Source organism: Rhizobium sp. SRDI969 (assembly GCF_025152725.1).
Classification (GTDB): Bacteria; Pseudomonadota; Alphaproteobacteria; order Rhizobiales; family Rhizobiaceae; genus Rhizobium; species Rhizobium leguminosarum_I.
In genome coordinates this window covers 2,815,796-2,830,332 of record NZ_CP104035.1, presented here as the reverse complement: position 1 = coordinate 2,830,332, position 14,537 = coordinate 2,815,796, and the positions used below count along the sequence as shown (strand labels likewise).

14 protein-coding genes are annotated in these 14,537 nt (G+C 61.2%); 12 read left to right on the top strand and 2 right to left on the bottom strand.

What is annotated here, in order from left to right:
* The first annotated feature begins 1 nt into the window (after window position 1).
* The 8 genes from N2A41_RS14260 to murB are packed head-to-tail and all read left to right on the top strand — an operon-like array spanning window position 2 to window position 10,165.
* Complete coding sequence (locus N2A41_RS14260; protein ID WP_222279956.1) at window positions 2–1,522, top strand: UDP-N-acetylmuramoyl-L-alanyl-D-glutamate--2,6-diaminopimelate ligase; 1,521 nt, start codon at window positions 2–4, stop codon at window positions 1,520–1,522.
* Window positions 1,519–2,952, top strand: coding sequence for a UDP-N-acetylmuramoylalanyl-D-glutamyl-2,6-diaminopimelate--D-alanyl-D-alanine ligase (locus tag N2A41_RS14255; protein ID WP_260109074.1), 1,434 nt, complete (start codon window positions 1,519–1,521; stop codon window positions 2,950–2,952). The genes N2A41_RS14260 and N2A41_RS14255 overlap by 4 nt, the downstream gene beginning before the upstream one ends.
* Before the next feature lie 22 nt (window positions 2,953–2,974).
* The gene (mraY, locus tag N2A41_RS14250) at window positions 2,975–4,075 is read left to right on the top strand and encodes a phospho-N-acetylmuramoyl-pentapeptide-transferase (protein ID WP_017965105.1); all 1,101 of its coding nucleotides are present in this window, start codon (window positions 2,975–2,977) and stop codon (window positions 4,073–4,075) included.
* 7 nt (window positions 4,076–4,082) lie between these two features.
* Window positions 4,083–5,495: a UDP-N-acetylmuramoyl-L-alanine--D-glutamate ligase gene (gene murD, locus N2A41_RS14245; protein WP_222279958.1), complete on the top strand. Its 1,413-nt coding sequence runs from the start codon at window positions 4,083–4,085 to the stop codon at window positions 5,493–5,495.
* Between the two features lies 1 nt (window position 5,496).
* Window positions 5,497–6,651, top strand: coding sequence for a putative lipid II flippase FtsW (ftsW, locus tag N2A41_RS14240; protein ID WP_017965103.1), 1,155 nt, complete (start codon window positions 5,497–5,499; stop codon window positions 6,649–6,651).
* A gap of 6 nt (window positions 6,652–6,657) precedes the next feature.
* Window positions 6,658–7,782, top strand: a complete 1,125-nt coding sequence (gene murG / locus N2A41_RS14235; RefSeq protein WP_222279959.1) for an undecaprenyldiphospho-muramoylpentapeptide beta-N-acetylglucosaminyltransferase — start codon at window positions 6,658–6,660, stop codon at window positions 7,780–7,782.
* Complete coding sequence (murC, locus tag N2A41_RS14230) at window positions 7,779–9,194, top strand: UDP-N-acetylmuramate--L-alanine ligase (RefSeq protein WP_017965101.1); 1,416 nt, start codon at window positions 7,779–7,781, stop codon at window positions 9,192–9,194. Before murG ends, murC begins: the two co-directional genes overlap by 4 nt.
* Window positions 9,191–10,165, top strand: a complete 975-nt coding sequence (gene murB / locus N2A41_RS14225; protein WP_222386303.1) for a UDP-N-acetylmuramate dehydrogenase — start codon at window positions 9,191–9,193, stop codon at window positions 10,163–10,165. The genes murC and murB overlap by 4 nt, the downstream gene beginning before the upstream one ends.
* 3 nt (window positions 10,166–10,168) lie before the next feature.
* Here the strand turns inward: murB and N2A41_RS14220 are convergent, their stop codons facing one another.
* Window positions 10,169–11,098 (bottom strand): UDP-glucose 4-epimerase family protein, encoded by a 930-nt coding sequence (locus N2A41_RS14220; RefSeq protein WP_222386302.1) that lies wholly within the window; start codon window positions 11,096–11,098, stop codon window positions 10,169–10,171.
* Window positions 11,099–11,284: 186 nt separating this feature from the next.
* On the bottom strand, window positions 11,285–12,040 hold the full coding sequence (locus N2A41_RS14215) for an SDR family NAD(P)-dependent oxidoreductase (protein ID WP_222386301.1): 756 nt from the start codon (window positions 12,038–12,040) through the stop codon (window positions 11,285–11,287).
* Between the two features lie 230 nt (window positions 12,041–12,270).
* Here N2A41_RS14215 and N2A41_RS14210 point away from each other — a divergent pair, with 230 nt between their 5' ends.
* From N2A41_RS14210 to N2A41_RS14195, 4 genes are all read left to right on the top strand, one after another.
* On the top strand, window positions 12,271–12,858 hold the full coding sequence (locus tag N2A41_RS14210; RefSeq protein WP_026237152.1) for a L,D-transpeptidase: 588 nt from the start codon (window positions 12,271–12,273) through the stop codon (window positions 12,856–12,858).
* 165 nt (window positions 12,859–13,023) lie between these two features.
* Window positions 13,024–13,143: a hypothetical protein gene (locus N2A41_RS14205; protein ID WP_026171022.1), complete on the top strand. Its 120-nt coding sequence runs from the start codon at window positions 13,024–13,026 to the stop codon at window positions 13,141–13,143.
* A 156-nt stretch (window positions 13,144–13,299) separates the two neighbouring features.
* Window positions 13,300–13,884 (top strand): hypothetical protein, encoded by a 585-nt coding sequence (locus tag N2A41_RS14200; protein ID WP_222386300.1) that lies wholly within the window; start codon window positions 13,300–13,302, stop codon window positions 13,882–13,884.
* 49 nt (window positions 13,885–13,933) lie between these two features.
* Window positions 13,934–14,527 (top strand): protein-S-isoprenylcysteine O-methyltransferase, encoded by a 594-nt coding sequence (locus N2A41_RS14195; protein WP_222386299.1) that lies wholly within the window; start codon window positions 13,934–13,936, stop codon window positions 14,525–14,527.
* The last annotated feature ends 10 nt before the right edge of the window (window positions 14,528–14,537 follow it).

Below are 14,537 nucleotides of genomic sequence, written 5' to 3'. Positions count from 1 at the left end.
AATGAATATCGACGCCGATTCGCGAGGGGTGAACCGGATTCAAGAGAGAAAAGTGCGTGCGATGAAATTGCGAGACCTGGCCGGAGATCAGTTTCCGGAACTTGAAGCACAGCTCGAAGGCCCGGCAGGTTTGCTTGATATTTCAGGCCTGTCTTCGGACAGCCGCAAGGTGGCGCCGGGCAATGCTTTCGTCGCGGTCGCCGGCACCAAGGCGGACGGCGCAGGCTTCATCGCGGATGCCGCCGGCCGCGGCGCTGCCGTCGCGATCGCCTCCCAAGCCGTCGCTGCTGCGATCCCGGTGCTTGCAGTCAAGGAGCCGCGGCGTTTCCTTTCCATCGCCGCCGCGCGTTTCCATGGCAGGCAGCCCGATACCATGGTCGCCGTCACCGGCACCGCGGGCAAAACCTCCGTCGCTTCTTTCACCCGGCAGATCTGGGCGCATGCCGGCCACGCGGCCGCGATGATCGGCACGACGGGCATCGTCTCGCCGACGCGCAACGAATATGGCTCGCTGACGACGCCCGATCCTGTGTCGCTGCATGAGCTGTTGGCGGAACTTGCCGGAGAGGGCGTGACGCATGCCGCTATGGAGGCCTCCAGCCACGGCCTCGACCAGTGCCGGCTCGACGGCGTGAAGCTTGCGGCAGCCGCCTTCACCAATCTCGGCCGGGACCACATGGATTATCATCCGACGATCGAGGCCTATATGGCCGCCAAGATGCGGCTTTTCGATACGCTGTTGCCGAAGGGATCGCCGGCGGTGATCTTCGCTGACGATCCGTGGTCGGCGCAGGCGATCAAGGCCGCGACCGATGCCGGTCACGATGTTCGTACCGTCGGGCGAAAGGGTGACTACCTCTCGTTGAAGCGGGTCGAGCACTTCCGCCACAAGCAGACGGCCGAGATCCATATCGGCGGCGAGATCTTCGAGGTGGACATTCCGCTGGCCGGCGACTTCCAGGTCGCCAACGCACTGGTCGCGGCGGGGCTTGCCATGTCGACCGGCGTTGAGGCGAAGGTTGCGATGGCCGCGCTCGAGAAGCTCGTCGGCGCGTCCGGCCGTCTCGAACTTGTCGGCCATACAAAAGACGGGGCGCTCGCCTATGTCGATTACGCCCACAAGCCGGACGCGCTGGAAAACGTGCTGGGCTCGGTCAGACCCTTCACCACCGGCCGCGTCATCGTCGTCTTCGGCTGCGGCGGCGACCGTGACCGCGGCAAGCGGCCGATCATGGGCGAAATCGCCTGCCGACTTGCCGACGTCGTCATCGTCACCGACGATAATCCGCGTTCGGAGGAGCCGGCCTCGATCCGGGCGGAGATCATGGCGGCAGCAAGCTGCGCCTCGGAAATTGCCGATCGCGCCGCGGCGATCCGCGAGGCTGCGGGCATGCTGAGATCCGGGGATACGCTGATCGTCGCCGGAAAGGGGCATGAGGAAGGGCAGACGATCGGCGACGTCACCCTGCCGTTTTCCGATCATGCGGAGGTGCGCAAGGCCTTGGAGGACCTGAAATCTTGAGCTGGCTCTGGACGACCGAAGACATGATCGCAGCGATGGCGGGGCGCCCCTTCGGCACTCCGCCCGAAGGAATCACCGGCATCTCCATCGACAGCCGTTCGATTTCGCTAGGCGAAGCCTTCTTCGCGATCAAGGGCGACCGTGTCGACGGTCACGACTACGCATCGATGGCGATGGCGAACGGTGCCTCCCTTCTCGTCGTCAGCGAGGCGCGGCTTCCCGCCATGGGTCGGCTGACGGTGCCGATGATCGTCGTGGAAGACGTGCTCGCGGCACTCGGCCGGCTTGGCCTTGCCTCGCGCGAGCGCTCAAAGGCCCAGATCATCGCGGTGACGGGATCTGTGGGAAAGACGACCACCAAGGAAATGCTGCGGCATGTGCTGTCGCCCTCCGGCAAGGTGCACGCCTCCGTCGCCTCCTTCAATAATCATTGGGGCGTGCCGCTGACGCTGGCACGCATGCCTGAGGATGCGGATTACGGCGTCTTCGAAGTCGGAATGAACCATCCCGGCGAGATCCGGCCGCTGGTGGCGATGATTCGTCCCGATGTCGCCATCATCACGACGATCGCGCCGGCGCATCTCGGCAATTTCAAAAATATCAAGGAAATCGCCGCCGCCAAGGCCGAGATCTTCGAGGGGCTCGAACCCGGTGGTCATGTCGTGCTCAACCGCGACAACGACCAGTTCAATTTCCTCGACCGCACGGCGCAATCACACGGCATCGAGCATATCCATTCCTTCGGCCAGCATGCCAAGGCCGAATTCCGGCTCGCAGAATTCAATGGCTCCGACGAGAATTCGACGCTGTGGCTGACGATTGGCGGCCAGACGCTGGAAGTTGCGCTCGGCGCGCCGGGCCGCCATATCGCCGAGAATGCGCTCGCAGCGCTCGGCGTCGTCAGGATCGTCGGCGCCGATATGCAGAAGGCGATCGAAGCGCTCGCGACGCTGAAGCCGGAAAAGGGCAGGGGCAAGCGCCACCGACTTTCGATCGGCAGCGGCAGCTTCACGCTGATCGACGAGAGCTACAATGCCAATCCGGCCTCGATGCGCGCGGCGATCGCGCTGCTGGCGGCCTCCGAGCCGACCGGCCGCGGACGCCGTATCGCCGTGCTCGGCGACATGCTTGAGATGGGCGACTATGCGCAGAAGGTCCATACCGACCTTGCGGTGCCGCTGCTGGCCGCCGGTATCGAACATGTCTGGCTGGCCGGAGCCGAGATGGCAACGCTCAAGGAATCGTTGCCGGAAAGCGTCCATGTCGAATATCGCGAGAACACGAGCGAATTGACGGACTATGTATTGAACTCGGTCGCGCCGGGCGACGTGTTGATGGTGAAATCGTCTCTGGGCATCGGTTTCGGCAAGATCGTCGCCGCGCTCCTTGACAAGTTCCCGCCATTTGCCGACACGCAACGCGAATTTTGATCGGGTAAACAAGGGGCCCTGAATGCTGATCTGGCTTGTCGAACTGTCGGAATATTTCAAATTTCTGAATCTGTTCAGATATATTACCTTCCGCACGGGGGCCGCTCTCTTCACCTCAGCGCTGATCGTCTTCCTGTTCGGGCCGACGATCATCAATTCGCTGCGCATCCGCCAAGGCAAGGGCCAGCCGATCCGCGCCGACGGGCCGCAGACGCATTTCAAGAAGGCCGGCACGCCGACCATGGGCGGGCTGATGATCCTCGCCGGCATCATCGGCGCATCGCTGCTCTGGGCCGATCTTTCCAACGTCTATGTCGTCGCCACGCTGCTGGTGACGCTGGGCTTCGGCGCGATCGGCTTCTACGACGATTACCTTAAGGTCACGAAGCAGAGCCATATGGGCTTTTCGGGCAAGGCGCGTCTCGGCATCGAATTCGTCATCGCCGGCATCGCCGTCTATTTCATGATGCGCACCGCTCTTGCCTCGGGGATTGCCGGCTCGACCTTCGGCTCCTCGATCGCCTTTCCTTTCTTCAAGGACTTCATGATCAATATCGGCATCATGTTCGTCGTCTTCGGCGGCTTCGTCATTGTCGGCGCCGGCAATGCCGTCAATCTGACCGACGGTCTCGACGGGCTTGCCATCGTGCCTGTGATGATCGCCGCCGCCTCCTTCGGCGTCATCGCCTATCTCGCCGGCAACGTGGTGTTTGCGAACTACCTGCAGATCAATTTCGTGCCCGGCACCGGCGAGCTCGCCGTCGTGCTCGGCGCCGTCATCGGCGCCGGCCTCGGCTTCCTCTGGTTCAACGCGCCGCCGGCCGCCATTTTCATGGGCGACACTGGATCGCTGGCACTCGGCGGCACGATCGGCACCGTCGCCGTCGCCACCAAGCACGAGATCGTCATGGCGATCATCGGCGGCCTCTTCGTCATCGAGACGCTGTCGGTCATCATCCAGGTCGGCTTCTTCAAGATGACCGGCCGGCGTGTCTTCTTGATGGCGCCGATCCATCATCACTTCGAAAAGAAGGGCTGGACCGAGAGCCAGGTGGTGATCCGCTTCTGGATCGTCGCCGTCGGCCTTGCAATGCTCGGCCTTTCGACGCTGAAGCTCCGGTGAGGCAGCGATGATCCCGGTCACGACGCTCAAGGATAGGAAGGTCGCGCTCTTCGGGCTCGGCGGCTCCGGCTTTGCCACCGCCCGGGCGCTGATATCCGGCGGTGCCGATGTGACCGCCTGGGACGACAATCCCGACAGCGTTGGCAAGGCCGTGGCTGAAGGCATCAGGACGGAGGACCTGCACAGTATCGACTGGAGCCAGCAGGCGCTGTTCGTGCTGTCGCCCGGCGTGCCGCTCACCCATCCGAAGCCGCACTGGACTGTCGATCTTGCCCGCGCGGCCGGCGTCGATATCGTCGGCGACGTCGAGCTCTTCGTGCGCGAGCGCCGCGCCCATGCGCCGGATTGCCCTTTCATCGCCATAACAGGCACCAACGGCAAGTCGACGACGACGGCGCTGATTGCCCATATCCTGAAATCATCAGGCTACGACACGCAGCTCGGCGGCAATATCGGCACGGCGGTGCTGACGCTCGATCCGCCGAAGGCCGAGCGCTATTATGTCGTCGAATGCTCCTCCTATCAGATCGATCTGGCGCCGACGCTGGACCCGTCTGCCGGCATCCTGCTCAACCTGACGCCCGATCATCTCGACCGTCACGGCACCATGCAGCATTATGCCGATATCAAGGAACGGCTGGTCGCCGGCAGCGATGTCGCAATCGTCGGCATCGACGACAGCCATTCGGCGCTGATTGCCGACCGCGTCGAGCGGGCGGGCGTCAAGGTGATCCGCATCTCGCGCCGCAACGTCGTGGCCGACGGCATCTATGCCGAGGGCACCAAGCTCATCCAGGCTGCCGGCGGCGCGATGCTGCCTTTCGTCGATCTCGACGGCATCCAGACGCTACGCGGCAGCCACAATGCGCAGAACGCCGCCGCAGCCGTCGCTGCCTGCCTCGCCGTCGGAGTTTCCGCCGAAGACATCCGCGCCGGCCTTGCCTCGTTCCCCGGCCTCAAGCACCGCATGCAGCCGGTCGGGCAGCGTGGCCGCGTGGTTTTCGTCAATGATTCCAAGGCGACCAATGCGGATGCTGCGGCGCCGGCCCTTTCGAGCTATGATCGCATCTACTGGATCGCCGGCGGCCTGCCGAAGGCTGGCGGCATCACGACGCTCGCTCCCTATTTTCCGCGCATTGCCAAGGCCTATCTGATCGGCGAGGCGGCGGCGGAATTCGCCGCGACGCTCGGCGAGGCTGTTCCTTACGAAATATCGGACACGCTGGAGCGCGCCGTCGCGCATGCGGCCGCCGATGCCGATCGCGACGAGAGCGCCGCTTCGGCCGTGATGTTATCCCCGGCTTGCGCAAGCTTCGACCAATATAAGAATTTCGAAGTCAGGGGCGAAGCCTTCGTCGGCCACGTGGCGGCGCTTGACGGGATTGCGATGCTGATCGGTCCGGCAACAGGAGAGAAATGACATGGTAAGCCGCGCGGAACGTGGGCCTCTGGCCGATTGGTTCTGGACCATCGACCGCTTCTTCCTGGCAATGTTCATCTTCCTGATGGGCATCGGATTCATGCTGTCGTTTGCGGCATCTCCTGCGGTCGCCGAACGCATCGGGCTCGAGCCTTTTCACTTCGTCAAGCGCCATGCGGCCTTCATGATCCCCTCGATCGGCGTCATGCTCGGGCTGTCGTTTCTCACGCCGCGCCAGGTGCGGCGAACCGCGATCCTGATCCTGATCGTCTCGGTCGCGATGATGGTGCTGGTGCTCTTCGTCGGGCAGGAGGTCAAGGGTGGCAGGCGCTGGATCTGGATCGCCGGCCTTTCCATCCAGCCATCGGAATTCATGAAGCCCGCCTTCGTCGTGGTCTGCGCCTGGCTGTTTGCCGAACATGCGCGCCAGCCGGAGATCCCCGGCAATCTCTTTGCCATCATTCTGTTCGGCATCGTCGCAGCCCTTCTCATCGCGCAGCCGGACCTCGGCCAGACCATCCTGACCACGGCCGTCTGGGGCGGGATGTTCTTCATGGCCGGCATGCCATGGATCTGGATCATGCTGCTCGGTATCGGCGGCGCCGGCGGCCTGCTCAGCGCCTACTACGTCTTCCCGCACGTTGCGTTGCGCATAGACAAATTCATGACCGGCGAAGGCGACACGTTCCAGATCGACACCGCGCGCGAGGCGATCATCCGCGGCAGCTGGTTCGGCCAAGGACCGGGCGAGGGGATCGTCAAGCGCATCATCCCGGATGCGCATACCGACTTCATCTTCTCGGTCGCGGCCGAGGAATTCGGCATCGTCTTCTGCATGGCGCTCGTTGCGCTGTTTACCGTGCTGGTGCTGCGCGGCCTGTCACATGCCTATCGCGAGCGCAACGACTTCAACCGTTTCGCCGTCGCCGGCCTGGTGCTGCAGATGGGCATTCAGTCGATCATCAATATCGGCGTCAATCTCGAATTGCTGCCGGCGAAGGGCATGACGCTGCCGCTGATTTCCTACGGCGGCTCGTCTATGGTCGCGATCTGCGTCACCGCCGGCTTCATTCTGGCGCTGACGCGCCATCGACCGGAAAAACGGGCGCAGGACCGGAGCCTCTTCCGCGTCCCGCACGGCATGCCGGCGGAGTAGAAGACTATGAGCAAAGGCATCGTGCTGCTTGCCGCCGGGGGAACCGGCGGCCATGTGTTCCCTGCGGAGGCGCTGGCCTTCAAGCTGAAGGAGCGCGGCTATTCGGTGCATCTCGTCACGGACAGCCGGGCTGAGCGCTATGCCGGCAAGTTCCCGGCCGAGGAAATCCATGTCGTACCGTCGGCGACGATCGGCTCGAAGAACCCGGTTGCTGTCGCCCGCTCGCTATGGACGCTCTGGAGCGGCATGCGGGCGGCGAAGAAACTGATCCAGCGGTTGCGGCCGATCATCGTCGTTGGTTTCGGTGGTTATCCCACCGTGCCGCCGCTGCTTGCCGCCACCCGGCTCGGCGTGCCCTCGATGATCCACGAGCAGAATGCGGTGATGGGGCGCGCCAACAAGGCCCTGGCAACCCGCGTGCAGGCCATCGCCGGCGGGTTCCTGCCGGAGGGAGGCGCTGCCTTTCCAGACAAGACGGTGACGACGGGCAATCCGGTCCGCCCGGCGATCATCGCTGCGGCCGAGGTGCCGTACACGCCGTCGCATCCCCGCGAGGCCTTCAACCTCGTCGTCTTCGGCGGCAGCCAGGGTGCGCAATATTTCTCCAAGGCGCTGCCGACGGCGATCAGCCTGCTCGACGAGGCGCTTCGCGTGCGCCTGCGCATCACCCAGCAGGTGCGTCCCGAGGATATGGAAATGGTCAGCGGCTGCGTCACCAAGCTGGAGATGGGAGCCGATATCGCCCCCTTCTTTACCGACATGGCCGAGAGGCTGGCGAGGGCGCATCTCGTCATCTGCCGTTCGGGCGCCTCGACGGTTTCGGAAATCTCCGTCATCGGCCGGCCTGCCGTGCTCGTGCCTTACCCGCACGCTCTCGATCACGATCAGGCGGCGAATGCGGCGGCACTTGCTGCGACCGGCGGGGCAAAGGTGATCGCCCAGTCGGAGCTTTCGCCGGAGAAGATCGCAGCGATCCTGACGGCTGTCATGAACGATCCGGAAAAGCTTTTGCACATGGCGGCGGCGGCGAAACGCGCCGGGAAACCCGATGCAGCGAACTTGCTTGCCGACATGGTTGAGGCTATTGCCGCCAGACGGACAATTGCAGAATTCAAGAGGACACGCGCATGAAACTGCCGAAGACGATCGGCCTCGTCCATTTCATCGGCATCGGTGGCATCGGCATGAGCGGCATTGCCGAGGTGCTGCACAATCTCGGCCACAAGGTGCAGGGATCGGATCAGGCTGACAGCGCCAATGTCCAGCGCCTGCGCGACAAGGGCATCGAAGTGTTTGTCGGTCACCGAGCCGAAAACCTGGGTGAGGCCGAAGTCGTCGTCGTCTCGACGGCGATCAAGAAGAGCAATCCGGAACTCATCGCCGCGCGCGAAAAGCTGCTGCCGGTGGTGCGCCGCGCCGAGATGCTGGCCGAGTTGATGCGCTTCCGCAATGCGATCGCCATCGGCGGCACGCATGGCAAGACGACGACCACGTCGCTGGTTGCCGCGCTGCTCGAAGCCGGCGGACTTGACCCGACCGTCATCAATGGCGGCATCATCAATGCCTACGGCACCAATGCCCGCATGGGCGAGGGCGAGTGGATGGTGGTCGAGGCCGATGAATCGGACGGCACCTTCCTGAAGCTTCCGGCCGATGTCGCCGTCATTACCAATATCGACCCGGAACATCTCGACCATTACGGCAATTTCGACGCCGTGCGCGCCGCCTTCCGGCAGTTCGTCGAGAATGTGCCGTTCTACGGCTTCGGCGTCATGTGCCTCGACCATCCCGAGGTGCAGTCGCTGGTCGGCCGCATCGAGGATCGCAAGATCATCACCTATGGCGAAAACCCGCAGGCCGACGTGCGTTTCATGAATGTGCGCATCGACGGCACGCGCTCGATCTTTGACGTCCAAATCCGTCGCCGCCGCACCGGCCAGGTTATCGAGCTCAAGGGGCTGGTCATGCCGATGCCGGGGCGCCATAATATCTCCAACGCGACGGCGGCGATCGCCGTTGCCAACCGGCTCGGCATATCGAGCGCCGATATCGCCAAGGGGCTTGCCTCCTTCGGCGGCGTCAAGCGCCGCTTCACGCTGACCGGTGAGTGGAACGGGGTGCAGATATTCGACGATTACGGCCACCATCCCGTCGAGATCAAGGCAGTGCTGCGCGCCGCCCGGGAATCCTGCAAGGGGCGTGTCATCGCCGTCCACCAACCGCATCGCTTTAGCCGTCTTGCGAGCCTGTTCGAGGAATTCGCCGCCTGCTTCAACGATGCCGACAGCATCTTCCTGGCACCCGTCTATGCGGCGGGCGAGGATCCGATCGAGGGTATCGATTCCGTGTCGCTGGTATCGCGCATCAAATCCGGCGGCCATCGCGACGCCCGCTTTCTAAGCTCGGCGGAGCTTCTGCCGCAGATGGTCGCGGAGGTTGCAAAGCCTGGCGATTTCGTGGTTCTGTTGGGGGCTGGGAGCATCACATCCTGGGCGGCGGCGCTGCCCAAGCAACTGGAAGGCCTATCGGGAAAGTCCGTATGAAACAGGTGAATGGGGAAAAGCTTCTCGCGTCTCTCGGAGACGGTGTAAAGGATATCCGCGGCCGTATTACGCCGGATGCCCCTATGGACCGTGTCACCTGGTTCAGGGCTGGCGGCCTGGCCGAGCTGATGTTCCAGCCGCATGACATCGACGATCTCGTCGCCTTCCTGAAGATATTGCCAGAAGAGGTGCCGCTGACGGTGGTCGGCGTCGGCTCCAACATCCTGGTACGCGACGGCGGCATTCCCGGCGTCGTGCTGCGCCTGTCGGCCAAGGGGTTCGGCTTCGTCGAGCTTGCCGGCGAAAACCGGATTCTCGCCGGCGCCATCTGCCCTGATAAACACGTGGCGGCGATGGCGATGGACAACGGCATCGGCGGCTTCCATTTCCTCTACGGCATTCCCGGCGGCGTCGGCGGCGCGGCGCGCATGAATGCCGGGGCCAATGGCGTCGAGACGCGCGAGCGGCTGATCGAAGTCCATGCGGTCGACCGTAAGGGCGACAAGCATGTGCTTTCCAATGCCGAGATGGGCTACTCCTACCGGCATTCGACCGCATCGACAGATCTGATCTTCACCTCCGTGCTGTTCGAGGGCTATCCGGAAGAGCGCGCGCAGATCCGCGCCGAGATGGACGCCGTGCGCAACCACCGCGAGACGGTGCAGCCGGTGCGCGAAAAGACCGGCGGCTCGACCTTCAAGAACCCGGCCGGCCATTCGGCCTGGAAACTGATCGATGAGGCAGGCTGCCGCGGCCTCGTCATCGGCGGAGCGCAGATGTCGTCGCTTCACTGCAACTTCATGATCAACATGGGGCAGGCAACCGGCTACGACCTCGAATATCTCGGCGAACAGGTGCGTCGCGAAGTCTTTGAAAAAGACGGCATCAAGCTCGAATGGGAAATCAAACGCCTCGGCGTCTTCATGCCCGGCCGCGAGGTGCGTCCGTTCCACGGTGTGACGAGCGAGTAACGGTTACGTCACCGCAAGCTTCAGGCCCTCGCGCGGCGTGACGACGGGCGACCAGCCAAGCACGTCGCGGGCATGGGATATATCGACCCGCAGGGAACCGCAAAGACGCTGGTAGACGGCGGCCTTTCCGGTGATCCTCGCGCCCATCTGCAACAAGGCGGGGGGGAAGGGGAGCAGCATCGGTTTGACGCCCAATCCTGCGGCAATCCCTTCGATAAGCCCGGGAGTCGAAAGATCTACTCCATCACCCGCGAGAAAGGTCTGGCCGACTGCGCCGGGATGCTTCATCCCGGTGATGATCAGATCGACGAGATTTGGAAGCGCGACCAATGTCCGGCGGTTCTTCAGCGACGCGAAGGGGAGCGGTATCTTCTTCCTGACAAGTCCGACGAGCAGGGCGAAATTGCCCCTCGCACCGCGTCCATAGACGAGCGGCGGGCGAATGATCACGACTTCCATGCCTGTTCGGGCGGCAATTTCATGCAGCCCGATTTCAGTTTCCAACTTTGAAATGCTATAGGGATCGATCGGCATTGGCGTATCGTCGTGCCGGAAGGGTCGAACGTTTTCCTCGCCATTGACCTTGATGCTGCTGATGAAGACGAACCTTTTTGCGCCCGCGCGGGCGGCCTGCTCGGCGAGGTTCAACGTAGCGGTGGTGTTGATCCGACGAAATTCCGCAAGCGGATCGGCTGCGCGGTCGTTCATGATGTGAACACGAGCGGCGAGATGGACGATGACATCGATACCCTCGAGAACCGCTGTCCAATCGGTTTCGCTTGTTATCTCGATGGGGAAATGCCGCACAGATGTCGGGAAGCTGGCGGCTGCAGATCGCGTCGTTACCGCAAGCTCGCATATCCGCTCTCCATCCAGTCTTTCGACGAGAGGCCCACCGACAAAGCCGGCCGCGCCGGTAATGAGGCATCGCATGATCTGTTCCCCGTTTTGCCGTGAGTGTTCCGGTTAACCGGAAGTGCCCACGGCATCAATAAAAAGCCGCCACGTTGGAGCGCCGTGCGTCCTTTCGGACGCACCAAGGACGCTCTAACACTTTGAATCTACGCATCGTGCTTTCTGGGGCAGAACACCGGTCCCTCACTCAGCAGCACAGCCCCTTCAGTGAGCGGTATAGGCCCCGTCCACCAAATAGTGCACCCCAGTGATGAAACTGGCCTGCTCGGACAGGAGGAAACACACAAGAGTTGCGACCTCTTCCGGTTTTCCACGCCTGCCCATCGGTTGCAGTGCTGCCATGCGTCGCGTGCTCGCCGCCTCAAGATGCGCTGACAAAAGTGGCGTTTCGATCCAGCCGGGACCGACGGCATTTATGCGGATACCCAATCTGGCATACTCCATCGCAGCGACTTTCGTCAGTCCAACGACCCCGTGCTTCGCTGCGGTGTATGCCGCCGCGGTGGGTAATCCAACGGTCCCGAGAGTGGAAGACATATTCACGATTGCGCCGCCGCCCAGCTTGAGCATCGCGCCAATTTCGGACTTCATGCAATAGAAAACGCTGTTCAGATTGACGTTCATCACCTTATGCCAATTATCGAGCGGATAGTCTGCGACCGCTGCGCGCACCCCATCGATTCCCGCATTATTGACCGCCAGATCCAAGCCGCCACATGTCTCGACGGTAAAATCGACAAGTCTCTGCACACCGCCACTGTCACTGACATCGACGACAAATTCATGGGCGCGGCCTCCCTCTGATCTGATCGCGGCGGCAATCGTGTGTGCCGCGTCAGCATTGATATCGGCGACAACAACCTCCGCACCCTCGTCAGCGAGTTGACGGGAAACGGCGGCACCAATACCGGAAGCCCCACCCGTAACGATCGCGATTTTTCCTTCCAGGCAAAGCTTCATCGTCTCCGTCCTTGTTGATATGCTAATATTCGATCGGCGCGATTGTTGATGCAAGGGGTTTGACGGATAAATAGAGGGGCATGGTATTGCGCAGCTTCAGATGTTGCCAGTGTTGCGAACTCATCCTCCACAGAGTTGAGTGTCTTTATCAAACGATGTCGCAATCTAATTTGGAATGAACGGGCTAATTTGGAATGAACGGGATCGAGGGAGTTACTTGGCAGGTGGAAATGGACAAACAGCATATTACACGCCGTGGGCTCGTGCTGGGGAGCCTGGCTCTAATGCTTTTTGGATGTACTTCGGGCGATGGGCCGCCACTGGGCTACCGATTCGCGAGGGATCCGGATTCCGATCCCCGCTATCGACGACAGGAGGTCGCCTATACGGGGAGTGAACCGCCCGGAACTATCGTCGTCGATACGGCGAGCCGCTACCTTTACTTCGTAGAGGCAGACGGACTGGCGACTCGCTATGGCGTTGCCGTCGGAGAGGAAGGACTGAGTTTCAAGGGCGAGGCCACCATCGGCTATAAGGCAGAGTGGCCTTCGTGGAAGCCCACCAATGACATGATTCAGCGCAAGCCCCGCCTGGCCAAATATGCCGATGGGGTACCGGGAGGACCGCTCAATCCTCTCGGTGCAGCGGCCCTCTACCTCTATCAAGGCGGACAAGATACCCTGTTCCGGTTGCACGGAACGAATGCCCCCTGGTCGATAGGCCGTGCTGTTTCGAATGGGTGTATTCGCTTGACGAACGCAAACATCGTCGACCTCTACTCCCGTGCACGCGTAGGCACGCGCGTAGTTGTCATCTGATGGTGTTTACCATTTGAAATCGTGGGGTTGGCCATAGCATTATGTATCTGCTAATGTAGATTCGTTGCATGTTGCATCATGTCTGCCCTATCCAGGGTACTGAGTGTCGCTAAACTTTAAGGTGTAGCTTAGAAGGCTATGCCATGATGAGGAGAGGACTTCTTGATGAGCAGAATTCTAATCGTAATCCTTGCGATGTTTGCGGTGGCCAATCTGAGTGCTTGCGGGTCGATTGGCAAAGGCAAGGGGAAAGCCCCACCGCCGGCAGAAGCAGTCTACAAGTAGCATATCGCGTCTGATTCTTAGGAAGGGTCACATAGACCCTTCCTCTTCTTACATAAACCGCCAAGCTGCGCTCCTTCGTAACTCACAGCGCAAGAGTGGCATTTTATTGCTGACTTCGGGCTCGCATTCGTCAGGGCCTGCATATGGAGCTTAGTGATGGCGCTTGGAAGAGGCGGTGTGTCGCTAGTTGTTATGTTGGCGTTCGTGGCATCGTCATGCCAGACAGAAGACAAAAGGCCTTTACCGCATTATACATCCAACGGCAGAGGCGTAGCTCCAACCAATACGGCTGAAAACAAATCAAATCGGCATTTCATCGAATTCCGCTCACGCTATGCGCTGACCTACGGCCACACGTATGTCGTTTTTGGGCAGGCGGATAAAAACGGAAATATGATCAATCCCGAAGTTGCAGGGCTTGCCCCAGCTTCTCCCGATGCCGCGCAGTATGTAATAGGCCACTTCATACCGGTTCCGGCCACGACCGGAGCGACGGACGGTGACCTGGAAGAGCAGTACAGATCAGCAAGCTGGCGTGTGATGCTGAGTGACAATGAATATAACGACACAGTTGCGTATATACGCAAACTGCAGGCAACCTCTCGTCTCTGGGAGGCATCGATATACAACTGCAATGCCTTTGTGGCGGATATCGCACGGCACATGGGTTATAAGGCGCCCAGCATTTGGCTAAGGCCGCAACAATTCATTACAAACCTTCGGGAGATGAATACAGGTTGATTACCGGGTCTCCAAGAAGCAGATCATGGAAAGGTTCTGGTGACTTGATTTGAACTTATCAGCAGCCGTCGTCGGCGAGGTCGTCTGGGTTCTCGGAATTGTTGCATGGTGCATCATTCGATACCCATTTGAGCGTCGCGCAAAGCGAGTGCCGGTCGTCAGTAATCGCCGTACCGGTTCAGAGGCGGTCGGGCTTGCAGCAGCCCTCGCCGGACTTGCGATCGTGCCGGGATTTTACGTGGCGACCGGCATGCCTGAGGCAGCCGACCATACCGCCCATTTGTGGGCCGTCGTGATCGGGGCAATACTGTTCTGCGCCGCGATGTGGGTCTTTCGAAGGACCCACAAGCAATTAGGACGAAACTGGTCGATTACACTGGAGATCCGCCAGCAGCACGAATTGATATGCGCTGGACCGTACGCCCTTGTCCGCCATCCGATGTACACGTCGTTTCTTCTGATGGGGCTTTCACAAGCGTTTCTGCTGCCCAACTGGGTGGCAGGCATGGCAGGCCTGATCGGCTTCGCCGTTCTATTCTTCCTAAGGGTGGACAAGGAAGAACGTATGATGCTGGAAGTTTTCGGCCCGCAATATCAAGCGTATATGGCGAAGACCAAGCGCATCATCCCTTATCTTTATTAGAGGTGGCAAG